The organism is Methylophilus sp. Leaf416 (assembly GCF_001424665.1).
GTDB lineage: Bacteria > Pseudomonadota > Gammaproteobacteria > Burkholderiales > Methylophilaceae > Methylophilus.
Genome location: NZ_LMQS01000004.1, coordinates 469,238 through 485,213, shown reverse-complemented (window position 1 = coordinate 485,213; position 15,976 = coordinate 469,238). Strand labels below are relative to the sequence as shown.

Sequence of the window (15,976 nt, the reverse complement as noted above, 5' to 3'; positions counted from 1 at the left end):
AAGTTCTAACTTAAATAGTTTGTAAGGCACTTTGATTCTGGCGAAGGGTGTAGCAGCCACAAAGCTTGCTACGCGGACCCCTATGCTATATCTGCACCGGGGCGACTAACCAAAGAATTTAACTTCCAGACTTTACCGTGCCCGCCACGGCGCTACCTTAAACAACAACACCATCCCCGGAATGGTCAGCAACATACACACATAAAAAAACTGTTCCCACCCCAAATTTTCTACCATCCCGCCGGTAAGTGCATTAAACACCGAACGCGGCACTGCCGACAAACTGGTAAACAATGCCAGTTGTGTCGCTGTATATGCAGGGTTGGTTTCACGCGCCATATAAGCCACATATGCCGCGGTTCCCAAGCCGATGCCAAACGCCTCGGCACCAATCACAAATGCCAGCATGCTACGCTCGGCAGCGCCAATCTCAGTAAAAGGCCCGCTTTGTGCCAGCCAGGCAAAACCAAAAATAGCTAATGCCTGTATGACACCAAATACCCATAAGCCGCGATTAATACCTAACTTGAGCATCCACAAGCCGCCGACAAAAGCACCGGCAATCTGCATCACCAGGCCGCTGCCTTTGGCAATCGCACCGATATCGGTTTTGCTGAAACCCATATCAATATAGAACGGTGTAGCGAGTGCTGTGGCCATGCTGTCACCCAGTTTATACAACAGAATAAACAGCAATACCCAGACTGCATGTTGCCAGCCACTGCGATGGATAAATTCCTTAAAGGGTTCGACCACGGAAGCCAGCAATGTTTTTGGCATGCTGGCGGCCGCTGGTTCTTGTGACCACAGGGTAAAGCCTATGCCGGGTAGCATAAATAAACCCACAATCAGAAACACTTGCGACCAGGCCATATGGTCGGCCAGGATTAATGCCAGTGAGCCAGGGACTAATCCGGCGATACGGTAGGCATTCACATGAATACTGTTGCCCAAACCCAATTCTTCGTCGCTCAGTATTTCGCGTCGGTAGGCATCAATCACAATATCCTGGCTGGCGGAGAATAAAGCGACCAGTGTTGCCAGTAATGCAACCGCGGTGATATCAAATGCTGGTTGAAACGAGCCAAGTGCAATGATGGAGCCCAACAATGCAAATTGAGTGAACAGTATCCAGCTACGTCTGCGGCCCAGGCTTGCCAGTAATGTATAGCGGTCCATCAACGGTGCCCATAGAAATTTCCAGGTATACGGCAGTTGCATAAATGCGAACGCGGCAATGGTTTTTAAATTGAGCCCTTCGCTGCGTAGCCAGGCGGGTAATAACTGCAGTAAAAGGTAAAGAGGTAGGCCGGAGCTGAAGCCAAGCGCCACACACATCAGCATGCGGCGTGTAAACAGGGTTTGTGCGATGGTCATGTCCGTATTGTAATCGCTTTTGTCAGGCAGACATTCGCCAGGTAAAAAAAAGCCAACCCTTGCGGGTTGGCACACTCGGAGATCAAATGGTCAAACAATACTTTGTGGAAAAACCCCTACAAACTGAGTATCCACTGGACCAAGGTTTTAATATCTTCGTCCTTTACCTGCGGGCTGTTAGGCGGCATGGGCATATCACCCCACGCGCCACTGCCGCCGGCTTTTACTTTCTGGATCAATTTTGCCTCCGCAGATTTGTCGCCTTTGTATTTGGCGGCAACATCCTTATAGGCTGGTCCCAGGATTTTTTTATCCACACTGTGGCACATCAGACAATTACTTTTTTGCGCCAGTGCTTCGGCATTACTACCTGCCATGACAGAAGCTGTCATCCCCAACAGGGTAGTCATTGCCAGGCTTTTAATGAATAAATGCATAGAGTCATTCCTTGAAAAATGTATTACAGGCTGAACACGTTCATTGCGCCACCACCAGGTGCCGCGTTGTACTTGGTCAGCTCTTTGTAGCCACCAGCAGCCCCCAAGCCATCGGTTTCATTGGTCAGGCCCAGATTCATCGCAACTCCAGCCCAGCCGCCAATCCCTGACAATACGCCTACATATTGCTTGCCTTTGTGACCGTAAGTGATCATGTTGCCAACCACACCGGAACCCACCTGGAACTTCCACAATTCTTTACCAGTTTTGGCATCCAGTGCTTTTACCCAACGGTCCAACGTCCCGTAAAACACCAGGTCAGTTGAAGTCACCAGCGCACCACCCCAGGCAGAGAATTTCTCTTTGTTATACCACTGCGCTTTACCCTTCAGCGCATCCCAGGCCATAAAGCCGCCCATCACACCGTCCGGGCCGGCAAACATGGTCAAGGTAGCGCCTACCCATGGCTGGCCGGCCACGTATTTGGATTCAACCGGCTCGTACGTCATACATACATGGTTCAGTGGCACGTAAAACATTTTGTTCTTCGGTGAGTAAGCTGCCGGTTGTTCATCTTTCACGCCCAGAGCTGATGGACAAATACCTTTGGCGTTGTAATCCTGATGGGTAGAATATTTGGCATCTTTCACCGGAATACCGGTTTTCAAGTCAATCTTGCTGGCCCAGTTGACAAAAGGATGCATTTTCTCTGCCACCAGCAAGCTGCCGTTGGTGCGGTCAAAGGTATAGCCAAAACCATTACGGTCAAAATGAGACGCCAGTTGTTTACCGTTGGCTTCCCACAGGATGATTTCGTTCATGCCGTCATAATCCCACTCATCATGTGGCGTCATCTGGTAAGCCCAGCGCGCCATGCCGGTGTCGAGGTCACGCGCGAAAATCGTCATTGACCATTTGTTGTCGCCTGGCCGTACGTCCGGGTTCCAGGTACCAGGATTACCGGTACCGTAGTACATCAGGTTGAGTTTCGGGTCATAGGAGTACCAGCCCCAGGTTGGGCCGCCACCATTCTGCCACCCATCTTTTTGCTGTTGCGGTTTATGCCAGGTACGTACGCCGAGGTCAGCTTCAGGATATTTCAGTTGCGATTTATCCAGAGGCTTGAAAGAACCGCCCTCTTTGTTGCCACCATTCACATCCTGGTAAACAGATAAGGCGCTGTAATGCGGATTCTCTTTGTTAAAGTCTTTACCAATCAGCATTTCGCTATCCGGGCCTGTGCTATAGGCTTTCCATAACAGGCTGCCATCTTTGATGCTATAAGCAGAAATATGGCAACGTACGCCGAATTCGCCGCCTGAACAGCCAGTCACCACTTTGTCTTTAAATACGTGAGGGACATTGGTATTGGCCGCGCCTGTTTTCGGGTCGTTGACCTTTACGTCCCATATTTTGGCACCGGTTTTGGCATCCAGCGCCACCAGCACACCATTATTCTGTTGCAGGAAAATCTTACCGTCGCCGTAACCCAGGCCTTTGTTTACGTTGTCACAGCACAAAACAGACTGCACGTCCGGATCCTGTTTAGGGAAATAAGACCAGCGGATCTTCTGGTTGTTGTCCAGGTCCAGCGCATAGACGTTGTTCGGAAATGCGGTATGGATGTACATGGTATTGCCAATAACCAACGGCGCACCTTCGTGACCCCGGTTAACGCCGGTCGCGAATGACCAGGCCAGTTTGACGTTTTTGACATTGCCTTTGTTGATTTGTGACAGTTTGCTGTAACCCTGGTTGGCGTAATCTTTACGCGCCATGGCCCATTGGTTGTCATCCTTCATCATGGCGTCCAGTTCGGCATTGGCCCATACACTGGTGCTCATGCCGGCTAGCATCATTGCAGTGATGGCAAGCTTGATTTGGTGTTGCATACATACCTCCAAAATGGTGTGTTTGAAGCTGGAATAAATGAGTTATACGCCAGTAAGCAAATGCTTCTTTTGTTACTCGCAGACCATTGATTGCAACCCCTGTGCCAGACATGAATTTTATTTGAGGTAATGAAAAAAATGAATTAAAATCAAAAGGTTATTCTTAGGTACCAGCTACGGTCATGCATTCTGGAACGGTGAAAACTGTTCAGTGGTGTGTCAAACTGATACAGTTGTTCAATCGCGTGATACAGGTGTTCAAGCAGTGATGTCAAAGTTTTCTCCAGCCTCTACACATACATCGTTGCCAGTCATGCGCGACGATCAACTGGCCATTGCCGAAGCGATTGAACGCTCATGGCGTCGTTGCATGGTCAAAGGTGTAGATGAGCAGGCACCAGCACATGACCAGATCATCACCGCGCAAGAATTAGCACAACGGCTAGAGCAAAATCGTTTGTTGCTCACGCATGCTGAACCTGAAATGATGACCTTAAGCGGGCAGATTGCACATACGCGTAGCCTGGTCATTCTCACGGACAATGAAGGTGTGATCCTGCGCACCATGGGTGAAGGCGTGGAGCAGGGCGACATCCGTGCTTCTTTATTACCTGGTGCTTCCTGGAGTGAAGAGCATCGCGGGACAAATGCCATAGGCACAGCGCTGGTTGAGCGTGCCCCCATCAGCGTGCAGGGTGCTGAGCACTTTATGGCCTATCACCACTCACTCAGCTGCTCGGCAGTACCGATCTTTGCAGCCAATAACCAGTTAGTGGCTACATTAGATGTATCCAATGATTTGAACCAGCCACAGCAACACACGCTGGCACTGGTGAAAATGGCAGCGCAAATGGTCGAGAACCGTTTGTTTCATGCCACTGCACAAGGTGAGATAGGCGTGCATTTTCATGCACGATCAGAATTTATCGGTACGCTATGGGAAGGCCTGGCGTTATTTGATAGTGATGGCCAGTTGCGTGCCATCAATCGTAGCGGACAATTCCAGTTCGGCTTGCCTCTGGATGAAGATGTGCTGGCTAAGCGGCGGGTGCAATTCAGCGATGTGTTCGATGAATCTTGGGTGACATTCAAACAACGCTGCCAGGGTGGTGATTTGTTATTCCCCATGCAATTGCGGAATGGCGCCCGACTGTTTGCACGTGCTTCCGTTCAAACCAGCACGCGTTCACGCCCAGCGGTTTCCCAACCACGGGAATCTGCGGCCAGCCTGGAAATGCTCGATACTGGCGATGCACAGCTTAAACTGGCCATCTCTCAAGTCAAGCAAGTATTGAATCGCGATATTCCCATGCTGGTATTAGGTGAAACGGGCGCCGGAAAAGAATTATTTTCTCGTGCGATTCATGATGCCAGCGCACGTCGCGACCAACCTTTTATTGCGGTCAATTGCGCTGCCTTGCCCGAAGGCCTGATAGAAGCCGAACTGTTTGGCTATGAAGAAGGCGCTTATACCGGCGCTAAGCGCAAAGGTAATTCTGGCAAAATCCAGCAGGCTGATGGCGGCACGCTGTTCCTGGATGAAATTGGCGATATGCCCTTGTCACTACAGGCGCGTTTGTTACGCGTGCTGCAAGAGCGCTGCGTGACACCGCTGGGCTCCAGCAAGTCGATTCCGGTTAACTTTATGCTGATCAGCGCGACCAACCAGAAACTGAAAGATAAAGTCACTGCAGGGGAATTCCGTAGTGATTTGTACTACCGTATTAATGGACTGGCAGTGCAATTGCCAGCCTTACGCCAGCGCCAGGATTTACAGCGCCTGATCAGTTTAATTTTGCAGGTTGAGCAGTCACCAGAGAGTGAAATCAGTGCAGAAGTCATGGCTTTGTTTGCCCGTCACCCATGGCCAGGCAATGTGCGGCAATTGCATAATGTGTTGCGCACTGCACTGGCTTTAGCGGATGGCGCGGTCATAGATTTGATGCATTTGACGCAGGACTTTATGGATGAGCTTGAAGATGCAGCCATCAGTCACCAAGCGGTGCGTCCTGCATTAACTTTAAAGGCGCAATCTGATGAGGTTATACGTTTGGCTATGCAACAGCATGCTGGAAATGTTTCCGCCGCTGCACGCCAGCTGGGTATGAGCAGGAATACACTTTATCGTCGTTTGAAAGCATTACACCTGGCTTGATCAGACAATAAAAAGCCCCGGCAACAACCGGGGCTTTTTTTCATGACTTTATTTTGAGCTTACTTGCTGCGACGACAAGCTACAAAACCCATCACGCCAAGACCCAGTAACATCATGGCGTAGCTATCAGCCTCAGGAACGGCGGACGCTGATGCCACCTGATCCACCTGGAAAGCCAGTGCTTGTGAGAAGCCAGCGCTGAAACTCAGAGTGTAAGAAGTGATGGGGGTAGAAACACCACTCAGATCCCAGGAGTAGCGGTAATAGTCATCCACAGTACCAGTATTCCCAAAGTTTACCAATGCGCCGGCAATCGCCTGGTTACCGCCGTTGTAGCTCAGCGTAATGGTATAGGCCTCACCACCGAATGAAGCATTAAAGTCATTAACGATGCCCTGGAATACCAGTGAGCCGATGTTGTTTGAAACAGTATTATCAGTAAAGGTCAGGTTCCCATCGCCGTACAAACCGAAGCCGGCGGGGTAGTAGCTGCCGGAAATTTGCGTCAGCAATGCATCGCCTGAACCTGCCACGTTACCAGCTGTTCCCGCTGCCAGCTGGGCTGCAGTCAATGGATTAGCAGCGCCATTATTATCAACACGGTTACGGTTAAGCTGGTTCCAGCCGTCGAAAGAAACAGAATTGGCAATGTCAACGAAACTGCTATAAGTGGTATTGGCTTGTGCCAGACCAGCGATTGCGAACAGGCTTGCACCGATAACGATGCTGAGATATTTAGCTTTCATATGACTAACTTCCTTTTGAGTAATTATTAATGACTGGCATCTTTAATAAGTGCCAGAATTGTTAACTGGCCGCGTTACTCACAAACGTCTTTACCATGTATTCCCAGTTAAATGATAATGGGAACTATTATCATTATCGACAAATATCAGGATTAGTCAAGCGCGTGTTGTTTAAAAATTAAATCTTCAGTTGAAGTGAAGGGCGTGCAGCGTTGGCATTGAATCAACGCGGATTAAGCAGTCGATGAGAAATGTGAGAGAAAACTACTTCCCATAGCAAAGAAGCTGATTTATGTATGATTACTCTTAAGGCGGTACATAGCCAGGTTGCCCATCAGATTTGGCAGTACATGCACATCTTCACCGTCGGTAATGACTTTACGTTCAATCACTTGTATGTGGTGATTATTGCAAAATTCATCAAAATCGTGAATCGTACATAAGTGTACATTAGGCGTGTCGTACCATTGATAAGGTAGGGTTTTCGATACCGGCATATTACCGGTGGCGATTTGTAAACGGTTACGCCAATAACCAAAGTTGGGGAAAGTCACAATCGCTTCGCGGCCGACACGCAGCATTTCTTCAACAATAGTTTCGGTATTGTGCATGGCTTGCAAGGTCTGCGACAGGATCACCGTATCAAACGACTGGTCTTCAAACCCGGAAAGACCTTCTTCAAGGTTCATCTGGATCACATCGACACCGTTTTTCAGCGCTTCCAGCCAGTTGGCATCGTCTTTTTCGATGCCATAACCTGTGGTATCCAGGGTTTCATGTAAATGCGTCAGCAAGGTGCCATCCCCACAACCTAAATCCAGCACCTTGGTTTTTGCGCGCACCCAGTTTGTAATTAATGCAAAATCTGGGCGAATATTTGTTATATTTGCATTTTTCATACTTTTACCTGCTCAAGGTAAGCACGCATGATGTCGTGATAATGCGGGTCCGGCATCAGGAAGGCATCATGACCATGTGCTGAGGTGACTTCAGCATATTTCACCGGCAACGCGTTATCCAGCAGTGCCTGCACAATTTCGCGAGAACGACTTGGTGAAAAACGCCAATCGGTAGTGAACGAAATTACAATGAATTTGGCTTTTGCATGTTTGAGCGCCTGGCTTAAATCGCCGCCAAACGCTTTTGCCGGATCAAAATAATCCAGTGCCCGCGTCATGCGCAAATAGGTATTCGCATCAAATTCACCGGCGAATTTATCGCCCTGGTAACGCAGGTAAGACTCCATTTCGAACTCAACATCGAAGCTGTACTTAAGCTCGCCATGGCGTAATTTACGGCCGAATTTTTCACCCATCACATCATCGGAAAGATAAGTGATATGACCTAACATACGCGCGATGCGCAAGCCTCGGCGCGGTACTGTGCCATGGTTGTAATAATCACCTTCATAAAACTCGGGGTCAGTAATAATCGCCTGGCGTGCGACTTCATTAAAAGCCATATTCTGGGCGGTAAGGTTAGGGGCTGAAGCAATGACGAACGCGTGACGCACGCGTTCTGGATAGGCAATATTCCATTGCAGGGCTTGCATTCCGCCAAGGCTACCGCCAATGACAGCAGCCAGCTGCTCAATTCCAAGGTAATCCAGTAAGCGCGCTTGCGACTCCACCCAGTCTTCAACAGTCACCACTGGAAACGTTGCACTGTAAGGCCGGTCGGTCAGCGGATCGACACTGGAAGGGCCACTACTGCCGTGACAGCCACCCAGGTTATTCAGGCCGATCACGAAAAATTTGTTGGTATCCAGCGGCCTGCCGGGGCCAATCAGGTTATCCCACCAGCCTGGGTATTTGTCATCTTCTGAATAACGACCAGCTACGTGGTGATTGCCAGACAGTGCGTGGCAAATAAGCACCGCATTCGATTTGGTCGCGTTTAGTTCGCCGTAGGTTTCATAGGCAAGATGGTATTGCGGCAAGATGGCGCCGCTTTGCAAAGCGAGTGGTTCGTTGAAATGCGCCACCTGCGCTTTAACAATACCAACAGAGTTCGATTCAGACATGCCGCGATTATACTATGCAGCATGCTTAACGGCGAGTCAGCTTGCCTCGGCTTTTATTGCGGTGCCGCAGAAAGGCAACCTAGTAAAGCAGGCAGCTCGGCCACCGAGTTAATCATCGCATCCGGGTTTACGGCAGAAAGCCGTGTATAGGTTTCACGGTATTTGCCAGTTTTCACCAGCACACCGTGCAAACCGGCATCCTGAGCGCCGCCAACATCGGCATCAATATCATCGCCCACCATCATCACTTCAGAAGGTTTCATGCGCAGCGAGTCCACAACAATATTGAAAAAATGGCGGGAAGGCTTACCCATCAGCATGGCTTTGGTATTACTGGCATATTCCAGGCCGGTCACAAATGCCCCGATATCCATCTGCAACCCGCTTTCGGTCTGCCAAAAACGGTTTTTATGAATAGCAATGAGTTGCGCACCATTCACCAGGCAATGGAATACCTCATTCAGCAATGCATAAGACCATTGATCGCCGATATCGCCTACCACCACATAATTGGCTGCAGTTTCAGATTGGTCAAAACAGGCAAAATCTTTTTTAATGTCTTCAGCCAGGAGCAACTTGCACACCGGGTTAGGCTGTTTTTTCAAATGCTGGATGGTCGCTTGTGGTGCACTCATGATTTCTTCAGGCACCGTATTGAAGCCCAGCCGGTTTAGCTTTTGTTGTAAAGAGTCTAGCGACAGCGTGCTGGTATTGGTTACAAAGCGCACGGCGATGCCGGCTTTGCGCAACTGAGCAACCGCAGCCAAAGCGCCCGGAATCAATTGGTCACCAATATATAAAACACCATCGAGATCAAACAGGACAGCTTTTATTGCACTGAAATTAAACATAAGCGGCCTTTCTTGCTGCAGTGATATAGACCGGTTGCAGCAAGAATCGTGCACAGCGGGGAATTACTTTTAAGGGGAATTGTTTACTAGCCGTAGTCAAGTTGCCAGCCATTGCGCCAGCGTGACTCTGGGATTGCCGCCCAGATCGTGTAAGGTTTGAATATTCAAAAATCCAGCTGCCTGATAGAGCTGCTGCACAGCATCCGCCTGGTTATAGCCATGTTCCAGCATCAGCCAGCCACTATTATTCAAATGTGATGGTGCTTTTGCGATGATCTGCCGTATATCCGCCAGGCCATCTTCGCCTGCGGCCAGCGCAGACAGCGGTTCAAAGCGTAAATCACCTTGCGATAAATGCTGGTCAGCAGATTCGATATACGGTGGATTGCTAACAATCAGGTCAAAAGACTGCTGGCCAAGCTGTGAAAACCAGTCACTATGCAACAAGGTTAGATTGCTTAGTTGCAGGTCACGCATGTTAGCTTCGGCTACTGCTAATGCAGATTCTGAAGCATCCACCGCTATTACCTTTGAATGTGGGGCTTGATTTGCAATTGCCAGTGAAATGGCGCCAGTACCGGTGCCCAGATCCAATATCTGCATGGGTTTGGAAATTTTCTGTAATGCTGCTTCTACCAGGGTTTCAGTATCCGGGCGGGGAATCAGCGTCGCTGGCGTGACCTTGAGCTTAAGGCCATAGAATTCGCGATACCCAAGAATATAGGCCACCGGTTCGCCTTGCATACGGCGTTGTACCAGCTGGTTAAAATCTGTAGCCTGTTGTTCAGTCACCGCATCAGTCGCATGTGCCAGCAACCAGGCCCTGTTAACGTCCAGCACATGCATCAGCAGTATTTGCGCCTCCACACTGGCCTCAGCCGCGGCAACAGATTCTGTCAATCGTTGCCGCGCGTACTGCAATAGTTGTTGCACAGGTTGTGTCATCCTATCTGCCTCCGGCGGCTTTACGCAGGGCAATGGCCGTGGCATTTCCTTGTTTGGCCGGGTGGCGTACTGCGTGGCGGATGACCCACTTCAATTCTTTATCGGCGTTACTCAACCAGCGGTCACATAGTTCAAAGGCAATCTCGGGGTGGTCTTTGGCAATATCCCCCAAATGATTGGCCACACTGCGTCTCACATAAAGACTAGGATCACTTTTCAATGCATCCAGAATGGGCAAGGTTGGCGTCGGATCTTTAATCAGTTGCGGAATGCGCGCCCCCCATGGCAAACGGGAACGGGTACCTTCCGAGCATAAGCGCCGCACATGCGGATCCGGGTCATCCAGCCATTGCGTAATCTGGTTGAGCGTGCGGTCAAAGTCATGAATCAGGAATGGGCGGATGGAGAATTCAGCGGTAAAGCGTCGGGTTAATTCATACTGTGCATGCATGGCTGTATCAAACGGATCTTCACCTGCGTTGTGCGAAACATCACGGCCATATTCCGCCACAAAACGGGTATGTGGCAGATAAAAAAACACGCTCAGCCCAAGGCGCTCGGTATGCACGTTAGCTGGGGTCAACGTTTTAATTAATACTTCAGTCGCATCGGCAAATTTGGCAGGGAGAGTAGCTTTCAGCGCGGCCGCAATATGTGCTGAACGGTCCATAAAACCAAGCGGCGCAATGTTGGTAAGCGCTAACTGCTTGAATGCCTGCTCATCAAATCCTGCATGCACCAGCGCAATATTATGTGCCAGGCAATCGATTGCTTCACTATCCAGAATAAATTTGATCGGCTGGTCTTTTTGGATACTGCGCGGTGCGGTGGGGAGACGGAATTGATGCATAAGTATTGCTAGTAAGGGCGTTCATCATATTGCGGCGCATCATCATGAATGTCATGCCATTCAGCTTTGGACGCAACGAATATGTGCGCAGAAACTTTTTCTTCCAGCGGCGTATCCAGCGACCCTATTCGCACCCTCAAGACAGCGGGATCACTGTCCCGGTAAGCGATGATCGGAGAGCCGCACAAACCACAAAACGTCCGATTTACACCAGCTTCAGTGCGATAGTTTTTTAAATGCTGCTGGCCACGCGTGATGACAAAATGAGATTGCAAAACCGGCGCAACTGCTGCGAAGGCTGAACCGCTCGCTTTGCGGCAACGCTGGCAATGGCAATAAACCACTTTTTCGATGGTACCTGCAATCTCATAGCGCACTGCTTCGCAGAGGCAACCACCTTGATGCTTGTCGTCTGTTTGTGTCATAGCGTGGTCAAATGCCAAGCTTAGTTTTCTTCACCCAGGCTCGCCAGCAGATCAGCCTGGTACTCATTGGAAAGGGCGCCTATCAACTCGTCCATATCACCTTCGGTAATCGCTTCAATCTTGTACAAAGTCAGGTTGATACGGTGGTCGGTAATCCGGCCTTGCGGGTAATTGTAAGTACGGATACGTTCCGAGCGGTCACCGGAACCAATCAGGTTGCGGCGTTCCGAGGCGATCTTGTTTTGCTGTTCATCCACTTGTTTGGCTTTGATACGTGCCGCCAATACCTGCATCGCTTGTGCCTTGTTGGCGTGCTGGCTGCGGCCATCCTGACATTCCACGACAATGCCGGTAGGTGCATGAGTAATGCGCACAGCAGAATCGGTCTTGTTGATGTGCTGGCCACCGGCACCACTGGCACGGAAGGTATCGATACGGATATCGGCGGGATTAATTTCCACATCACCGACTTCTTCCACTTCAGGCAGAATGGCTACCGTACAGGCCGAGGTGTGGATACGGCCCTGGGTTTCAGTATCCGGCACGCGTTGTACGCGGTGACCACCGGATTCGAATTTGAGTTTTGAGTAGGCACCATAACCATTGATCTTGGCAATAATCTCCTTGTAACCACCCACTTCACCTTCGTTGGCAGAGACAATTTCCACCTTCCAACCCTGGCGGTCAGCATAGCGCGAGTACATGCGGAACAGATCGCCGGCAAACAGGCCGGATTCATCACCACCGGTGCCGGCACGCACTTCGAGGAAAATACTTTTATCGTCGTTGGGGTCTTTGGGCAGTAACAGTTTTTGCAATGCCAATTCCACCTCTTCCAGACGCTGCTTGCTACTCTCTATCTCTTCCTGTGCAAACTCTTTCATCTCCGGGTCTGAAAGCATGGCATGCGCTTCTTTCAGGTCGGATTCGGTTTGTACATAAATATGATATTGCTCAACAATAGGCGTGATTTCCGTATGCTCCTGCATGATCTTGCGGTAATTATCCATGTTGTCAGTCACGCCTTCGCTGCTCAGCAGGCGGTTAATTTCTTCGAGGCGCTCGCTTAAGTTAGCGAGCTTTTGCAACATACTTGGTTTCATCTTGTTTGCCTAAAATTCAATACTGGCTGCAATGTCTTCCGCCAGCTTTGGTCATACTCAATTAAATTAATCTTTTAACTGGAAAAGTTGTTTCACCAGATGCTCGATATGCGCATGAGCATCGCCTTGGCTATTGTTGAGCACATGACTGGGGCCATGTAAAAACTTATTGGTCAGTGCATTGCTGAGTTGTTCGAGCGCTTTTTCCGGCGATTCGCCTTTTTGCAGCAGCTTGAGTGCTTTTTCAAGTTCGGCTTTCCGCACTGTATCCGCCTGGTCACGCAGGGCTTTAATTGTGGGCACTGCTTCGCGCTGCTTGAGCCAATGCATAAAGTGCTCTACACGTGCGTTGACGATCAACTCGGCATTCACCGCCGCTTCCTGGCGATTACCTATGCCTTCCGAGACGACTTGCGCCAGGTCATCTACCGTGTATAAAAACACATCGTCTAATGCTGAGACTTCAGGCTCAATATCGCGTGGTACTGCCAAATCGACCATAAACATCGGACGGTGTTTACGCATCTTGATCGCGCGCTCCACCATGCCCAAGCCTACCAGTGGTAACTGGCTGGCTGTACTGGTAATCACAATATCAAACTCGTGAAAGCGTTCTGGCAGGTCATTCAGCAAAATAGCCTGCATATTCAAACCCTGGCTGCGGATTTTGTCTGCAAGTTGTTCGCCACGCTCCAGGGTGCGGTTAGCGACAGTGATTTTTTTCGGTTTTTGTGCGGCAAAATGGTCGGCACACAGCTCTATCATTTCACCGGCACCGATAAACAGCACGCTCTGTGCGCTTAGGTCACCAAAAATACGTTGTGCCAGTTTCACCGCGGCGGCGGCCATCGAAATCGAGCTGCCGCCAATATCGGTATTGGTGCGTACTTCTTTGGCGACTTCAAACGTACGCTGGAACAATTTGTGCAGCATGGTGCCCAATGTACCAACATCCTGTGCAATTTTTACCGATTGCTTGAACTGCCCAAGAATTTGCGCCTCACCCAGCACCATGCTATCCAGGCCACTGGCAACGCGGAATGCATGTTTGACCGCTTCGTGGCTGCTCAGTGTGTAGGTATAAGGCATCAACTGCTGAGCTTCCAGCTTGTGGTAGTTGGCAAGCCAGTCGATGACGGTTTCTGGCCGGATAGACTGCACATAGATTTCAGTACGGTTGCAGGTGGAAAGAATGGCAACTTCGGACACGTTGTGGCGCGTCAGATCTTCCAGCGCATGCGGCAGGTTTTCGTTGTTGAACGCAACGTTTTCGCGGATAGCGATTGGTGCGGTGGTGTGGTTCACACCAATGGTAAACAGTTGCATAGCGCTATTTTACCTTTGAGAGCAGGCAAAGAGATAAATAAACTAACGCATGCAGGTCGTTCATGGTTGATTCGATTGGTGCCCGTAGCAAAGGTGCCGACATTTTCTTACATTAGCGGTTAGCAAGCAAGAATCCTGTCAATTTGGCGTGGAATGGTATTTGACTCCGAATGACGGTAAAATATTGGTTTTACAATAAAAATTTTCAGAAAACTCGAAATAAGCAAGTGGCGGGATAAAGTGCAAGGCGCACGGAACGCAGCAATTTGCCCGCGTAGCCGCTGATTACGTGTTTTCTCAGATTTATTTCATTGAACTTCAGATACGGAACACCAGCATGGACAAAACTTTTCGCATTGCCCCCAGTATTCTTTCTGCCAACTTCGCCAAATTAGGTGAAGAAATTGAAAACGTGATCAAATCCGGTACCGACATCGTCCACTTTGACGTGATGGACAATCACTATGTGCCTAACCTGACGATTGGACCGCTCGTATGCGATGCCATTCGCGATTTGTCACATAACGTCGGCGCATTGATCGACGTGCACCTGATGGTAAAACCGGTTGACCGCATTATTCCTGACTTCGCCAAAGCCGGTGCCGATATCATCACTTTCCACCCGGAAGCGTCTGACCACATTGACCGCAGTCTGGCGCTGGTGCGTGATAGCGGCTGTAAATCGGGCCTGGTATTCAATCCGGCAACACCATTGCACTACCTTGATTACGTGATGGACAAAGTCGACATGATTTTGCTGATGTCGGTTAACCCGGGTTTTGGCGGCCAGAAATTCATTCCGGAAACACTGAACAAATTAAAAGAAGCACGTGCACGTATTGATGCCTACTACGAGAAAACCGGCCGCCAGATCTGGCTGGAAGTGGATGGTGGCGTAAACGCCAACAACATCGCTGACATCGCCAAAGCCGGTGCTGATACATTTGTAGCCGGTAGCGCGATTTTCGGTTCACCTAAAGACACCGACCCTAACCGATACGACACTGTTGTAGCGGCGATGCGCGCTTCTTTAGCGACTGTTTAATTTTATAAAAGTCTGTTGTGATGCGGTTTCAAGTCAAGCTGGTGATGTTCGATCTGGACGGTACCCTGCTTGATACCGCACCGCAAATTGCCGAAGCCGCCAATCGTATGCTGGTGGCACTAGGCAAGCCTATGCTGCCACAGGCACAGATCAGCACCTATATTGGTGAAGGCGTGCAAAACCTGATCAAGCGTTGCCTGACCGGGAATCCGCATGAAGAACCCGACGCTGAACTGTTTACCCAAGCTCAGCCGCTATACCATGATTTTTACGAGAAAAATGCAACTGACAGCCAGCCATTTCCCACCGTGGTTGCAGCTCTACAGCAATTGAAGGCGCATGGTTACCTGCTCGCCTGCGTAACCAATAAACCCGAAAAATTTACTATGCCTTTGCTGGAAAAAGCCGACCTGGCCGATTTTTTTAAAATCGTCGTTTCAGGCGATACTTTACCCAAAAAGAAACCCGACCCGCTGCCGCTGTTGCATATTTGCCAAAAACTAGGCGTGTTGCCCGCTGAGGCCGTGCTGGTAGGGGACTCGGAAACCGATATCCAGGCAGCGCAGGCAGCAGGATGCTTTGTAGTCACCGTGCCTTATGGGTATAATCAGGGTCGCCCGATTGACGAGGCAACCGTGGATGCCACGGTGCAGCAGCTCACCGAGGTGGTGGACTTGCTGGAGTTACCCGCTCTCTTAAAGCGGGGATAAAAAACTATTTAAATATCATGATGTTTTGTGCTCATCATTCTTCCAGTTGGCCAGTGTTAAGCTGGCGTCGTTCGTGGCGGGGCTAACTTAG

15 protein-coding genes are annotated in these 15,976 nt (G+C 49.8%); 3 read left to right on the top strand and 12 right to left on the bottom strand.

Translation table 11 applies throughout. From position 1 onward, the window contains the following. Positions 1-132: 132 nt before the first annotated feature. From ASG34_RS11975 to ASG34_RS11965, 3 genes are all read right to left on the bottom strand, one after another. Positions 133-1,377 (bottom strand): AmpG family muropeptide MFS transporter, encoded by a 1,245-nt coding sequence (locus ASG34_RS11975; protein ID WP_055830795.1) that lies wholly within the window; start codon positions 1,375-1,377, stop codon positions 133-135. Positions 1,378-1,493: 116 nt separating this feature from the next. Next, on the bottom strand, positions 1,494-1,787 hold the full coding sequence (locus ASG34_RS11970) for a c-type cytochrome (RefSeq protein WP_369814166.1): 294 nt from the start codon (positions 1,785-1,787) through the stop codon (positions 1,494-1,496). A 50-nt stretch (positions 1,788-1,837) separates the two neighbouring features. After that, a complete protein-coding gene (locus ASG34_RS11965; protein WP_055830790.1) occupies positions 1,838-3,706 on the bottom strand; it encodes a methanol/ethanol family PQQ-dependent dehydrogenase in 1,869 nt (622 codons plus the stop codon). 268 nt (positions 3,707-3,974) lie between these two features. Between ASG34_RS11965 and ASG34_RS11960 the strand changes: the two genes are divergently transcribed. Continuing rightward, positions 3,975-5,861 carry a sigma-54-dependent Fis family transcriptional regulator gene (locus tag ASG34_RS11960; protein ID WP_055830788.1) on the top strand — a complete coding sequence of 629 codons (1,887 nt, stop codon included), beginning with the start codon at positions 3,975-3,977 and terminating at the stop codon, positions 5,859-5,861. A gap of 59 nt (positions 5,862-5,920) precedes the next feature. Here ASG34_RS11960 and ASG34_RS11955 read toward each other — a convergent pair whose 3' ends face one another. The 9 genes from ASG34_RS11955 to hemA form a co-directional block, all read right to left on the bottom strand. Further along, the gene (locus tag ASG34_RS11955; protein WP_055830785.1) at positions 5,921-6,607 is read right to left on the bottom strand and encodes a PEP-CTERM sorting domain-containing protein; all 687 of its coding nucleotides are present in this window, start codon (positions 6,605-6,607) and stop codon (positions 5,921-5,923) included. A gap of 290 nt (positions 6,608-6,897) precedes the next feature. After that, complete coding sequence (gene metW / locus ASG34_RS11950; RefSeq protein ID WP_055830783.1) at positions 6,898-7,506, bottom strand: methionine biosynthesis protein MetW; 609 nt, start codon at positions 7,504-7,506, stop codon at positions 6,898-6,900. Beyond that, the gene (metX, locus tag ASG34_RS11945; protein ID WP_055830781.1) at positions 7,503-8,630 is read right to left on the bottom strand and encodes a homoserine O-succinyltransferase MetX; all 1,128 of its coding nucleotides are present in this window, start codon (positions 8,628-8,630) and stop codon (positions 7,503-7,505) included. Before metX ends, metW begins: the two co-directional genes overlap by 4 nt. 53 nt (positions 8,631-8,683) lie before the next feature. After that, positions 8,684-9,481, bottom strand: a complete 798-nt coding sequence (locus ASG34_RS11940) for a TIGR01458 family HAD-type hydrolase (protein ID WP_055830780.1) — start codon at positions 9,479-9,481, stop codon at positions 8,684-8,686. A 96-nt stretch (positions 9,482-9,577) separates the two neighbouring features. Next, positions 9,578-10,426, bottom strand: coding sequence for a peptide chain release factor N(5)-glutamine methyltransferase (gene prmC, locus ASG34_RS11935; RefSeq protein WP_055830778.1), 849 nt, complete (start codon positions 10,424-10,426; stop codon positions 9,578-9,580). Position 10,427: 1 nt separating this feature from the next. Further along, positions 10,428-11,276, bottom strand: coding sequence for a hypothetical protein (locus tag ASG34_RS11930; protein WP_055830776.1), 849 nt, complete (start codon positions 11,274-11,276; stop codon positions 10,428-10,430). 8 nt (positions 11,277-11,284) lie between these two features. Next, positions 11,285-11,701: a GFA family protein gene (locus ASG34_RS11925; protein ID WP_055830937.1), complete on the bottom strand. Its 417-nt coding sequence runs from the start codon at positions 11,699-11,701 to the stop codon at positions 11,285-11,287. A gap of 20 nt (positions 11,702-11,721) precedes the next feature. Further along, positions 11,722-12,804 (bottom strand): peptide chain release factor 1, encoded by a 1,083-nt coding sequence (gene prfA / locus ASG34_RS11920; protein ID WP_055830773.1) that lies wholly within the window; start codon positions 12,802-12,804, stop codon positions 11,722-11,724. Between the two features lie 66 nt (positions 12,805-12,870). Next, positions 12,871-14,130: a glutamyl-tRNA reductase gene (gene hemA, locus ASG34_RS11915; RefSeq protein WP_055830771.1), complete on the bottom strand. Its 1,260-nt coding sequence runs from the start codon at positions 14,128-14,130 to the stop codon at positions 12,871-12,873. Positions 14,131-14,467: 337 nt separating this feature from the next. On the opposite strand from hemA, the gene rpe reads away from it, so the two are divergent. After that, complete coding sequence (gene rpe / locus ASG34_RS11910; RefSeq protein ID WP_055830769.1) at positions 14,468-15,175, top strand: ribulose-phosphate 3-epimerase; 708 nt, start codon at positions 14,468-14,470, stop codon at positions 15,173-15,175. A gap of 20 nt (positions 15,176-15,195) precedes the next feature. Next, positions 15,196-15,885 carry a phosphoglycolate phosphatase gene (locus tag ASG34_RS11905; protein WP_055830767.1) on the top strand — a complete coding sequence of 230 codons (690 nt, stop codon included), beginning with the start codon at positions 15,196-15,198 and terminating at the stop codon, positions 15,883-15,885. Positions 15,886-15,976 lie beyond the last annotated feature (91 nt).

Excerpts from the sequence above, each read along its gene's own strand:
- ASG34_RS11960 (WP_055830788.1), top strand. The coding sequence starts at position 3,975 with ATGTCAAAGTTTTCTCCAGCCTCTACACATACATCGTTGCCAGTCATG.
- ASG34_RS11975 (WP_055830795.1), bottom strand. The coding sequence starts at position 1,377 with ATGACCATCGCACAAACCCTGTTTACACGCCGCATGCTGATGTGTGTG.
- ASG34_RS11940 (WP_055830780.1), bottom strand. The coding sequence starts at position 9,481 with ATGTTTAATTTCAGTGCAATAAAAGCTGTCCTGTTTGATCTCGATGGT.
- ASG34_RS11905 (WP_055830767.1), top strand. The coding sequence starts at position 15,196 with ATGCGGTTTCAAGTCAAGCTGGTGATGTTCGATCTGGACGGTACCCTG.
- hemA (WP_055830771.1), bottom strand. The coding sequence starts at position 14,130 with ATGCAACTGTTTACCATTGGTGTGAACCACACCACCGCACCAATCGCT.
- rpe (WP_055830769.1), top strand. The coding sequence starts at position 14,468 with ATGGACAAAACTTTTCGCATTGCCCCCAGTATTCTTTCTGCCAACTTC.
- ASG34_RS11965 (WP_055830790.1), bottom strand. The coding sequence starts at position 3,706 with ATGCAACACCAAATCAAGCTTGCCATCACTGCAATGATGCTAGCCGGC.
- ASG34_RS11930 (WP_055830776.1), bottom strand. The coding sequence starts at position 11,276 with ATGCATCAATTCCGTCTCCCCACCGCACCGCGCAGTATCCAAAAAGAC.
- metW (WP_055830783.1), bottom strand. The coding sequence starts at position 7,506 with ATGAAAAATGCAAATATAACAAATATTCGCCCAGATTTTGCATTAATT.
- ASG34_RS11970 (WP_369814166.1), bottom strand. The coding sequence starts at position 1,787 with ATGACTACCCTGTTGGGGATGACAGCTTCTGTCATGGCAGGTAGTAAT.
- prmC (WP_055830778.1), bottom strand. The coding sequence starts at position 10,426 with ATGACACAACCTGTGCAACAACTATTGCAGTACGCGCGGCAACGATTG.
- prfA (WP_055830773.1), bottom strand. The coding sequence starts at position 12,804 with ATGAAACCAAGTATGTTGCAAAAGCTCGCTAACTTAAGCGAGCGCCTC.
- ASG34_RS11955 (WP_055830785.1), bottom strand. The coding sequence starts at position 6,607 with ATGAAAGCTAAATATCTCAGCATCGTTATCGGTGCAAGCCTGTTCGCA.
- ASG34_RS11925 (WP_055830937.1), bottom strand. The coding sequence starts at position 11,701 with ATGACACAAACAGACGACAAGCATCAAGGTGGTTGCCTCTGCGAAGCA.
- metX (WP_055830781.1), bottom strand. The coding sequence starts at position 8,630 with ATGTCTGAATCGAACTCTGTTGGTATTGTTAAAGCGCAGGTGGCGCAT.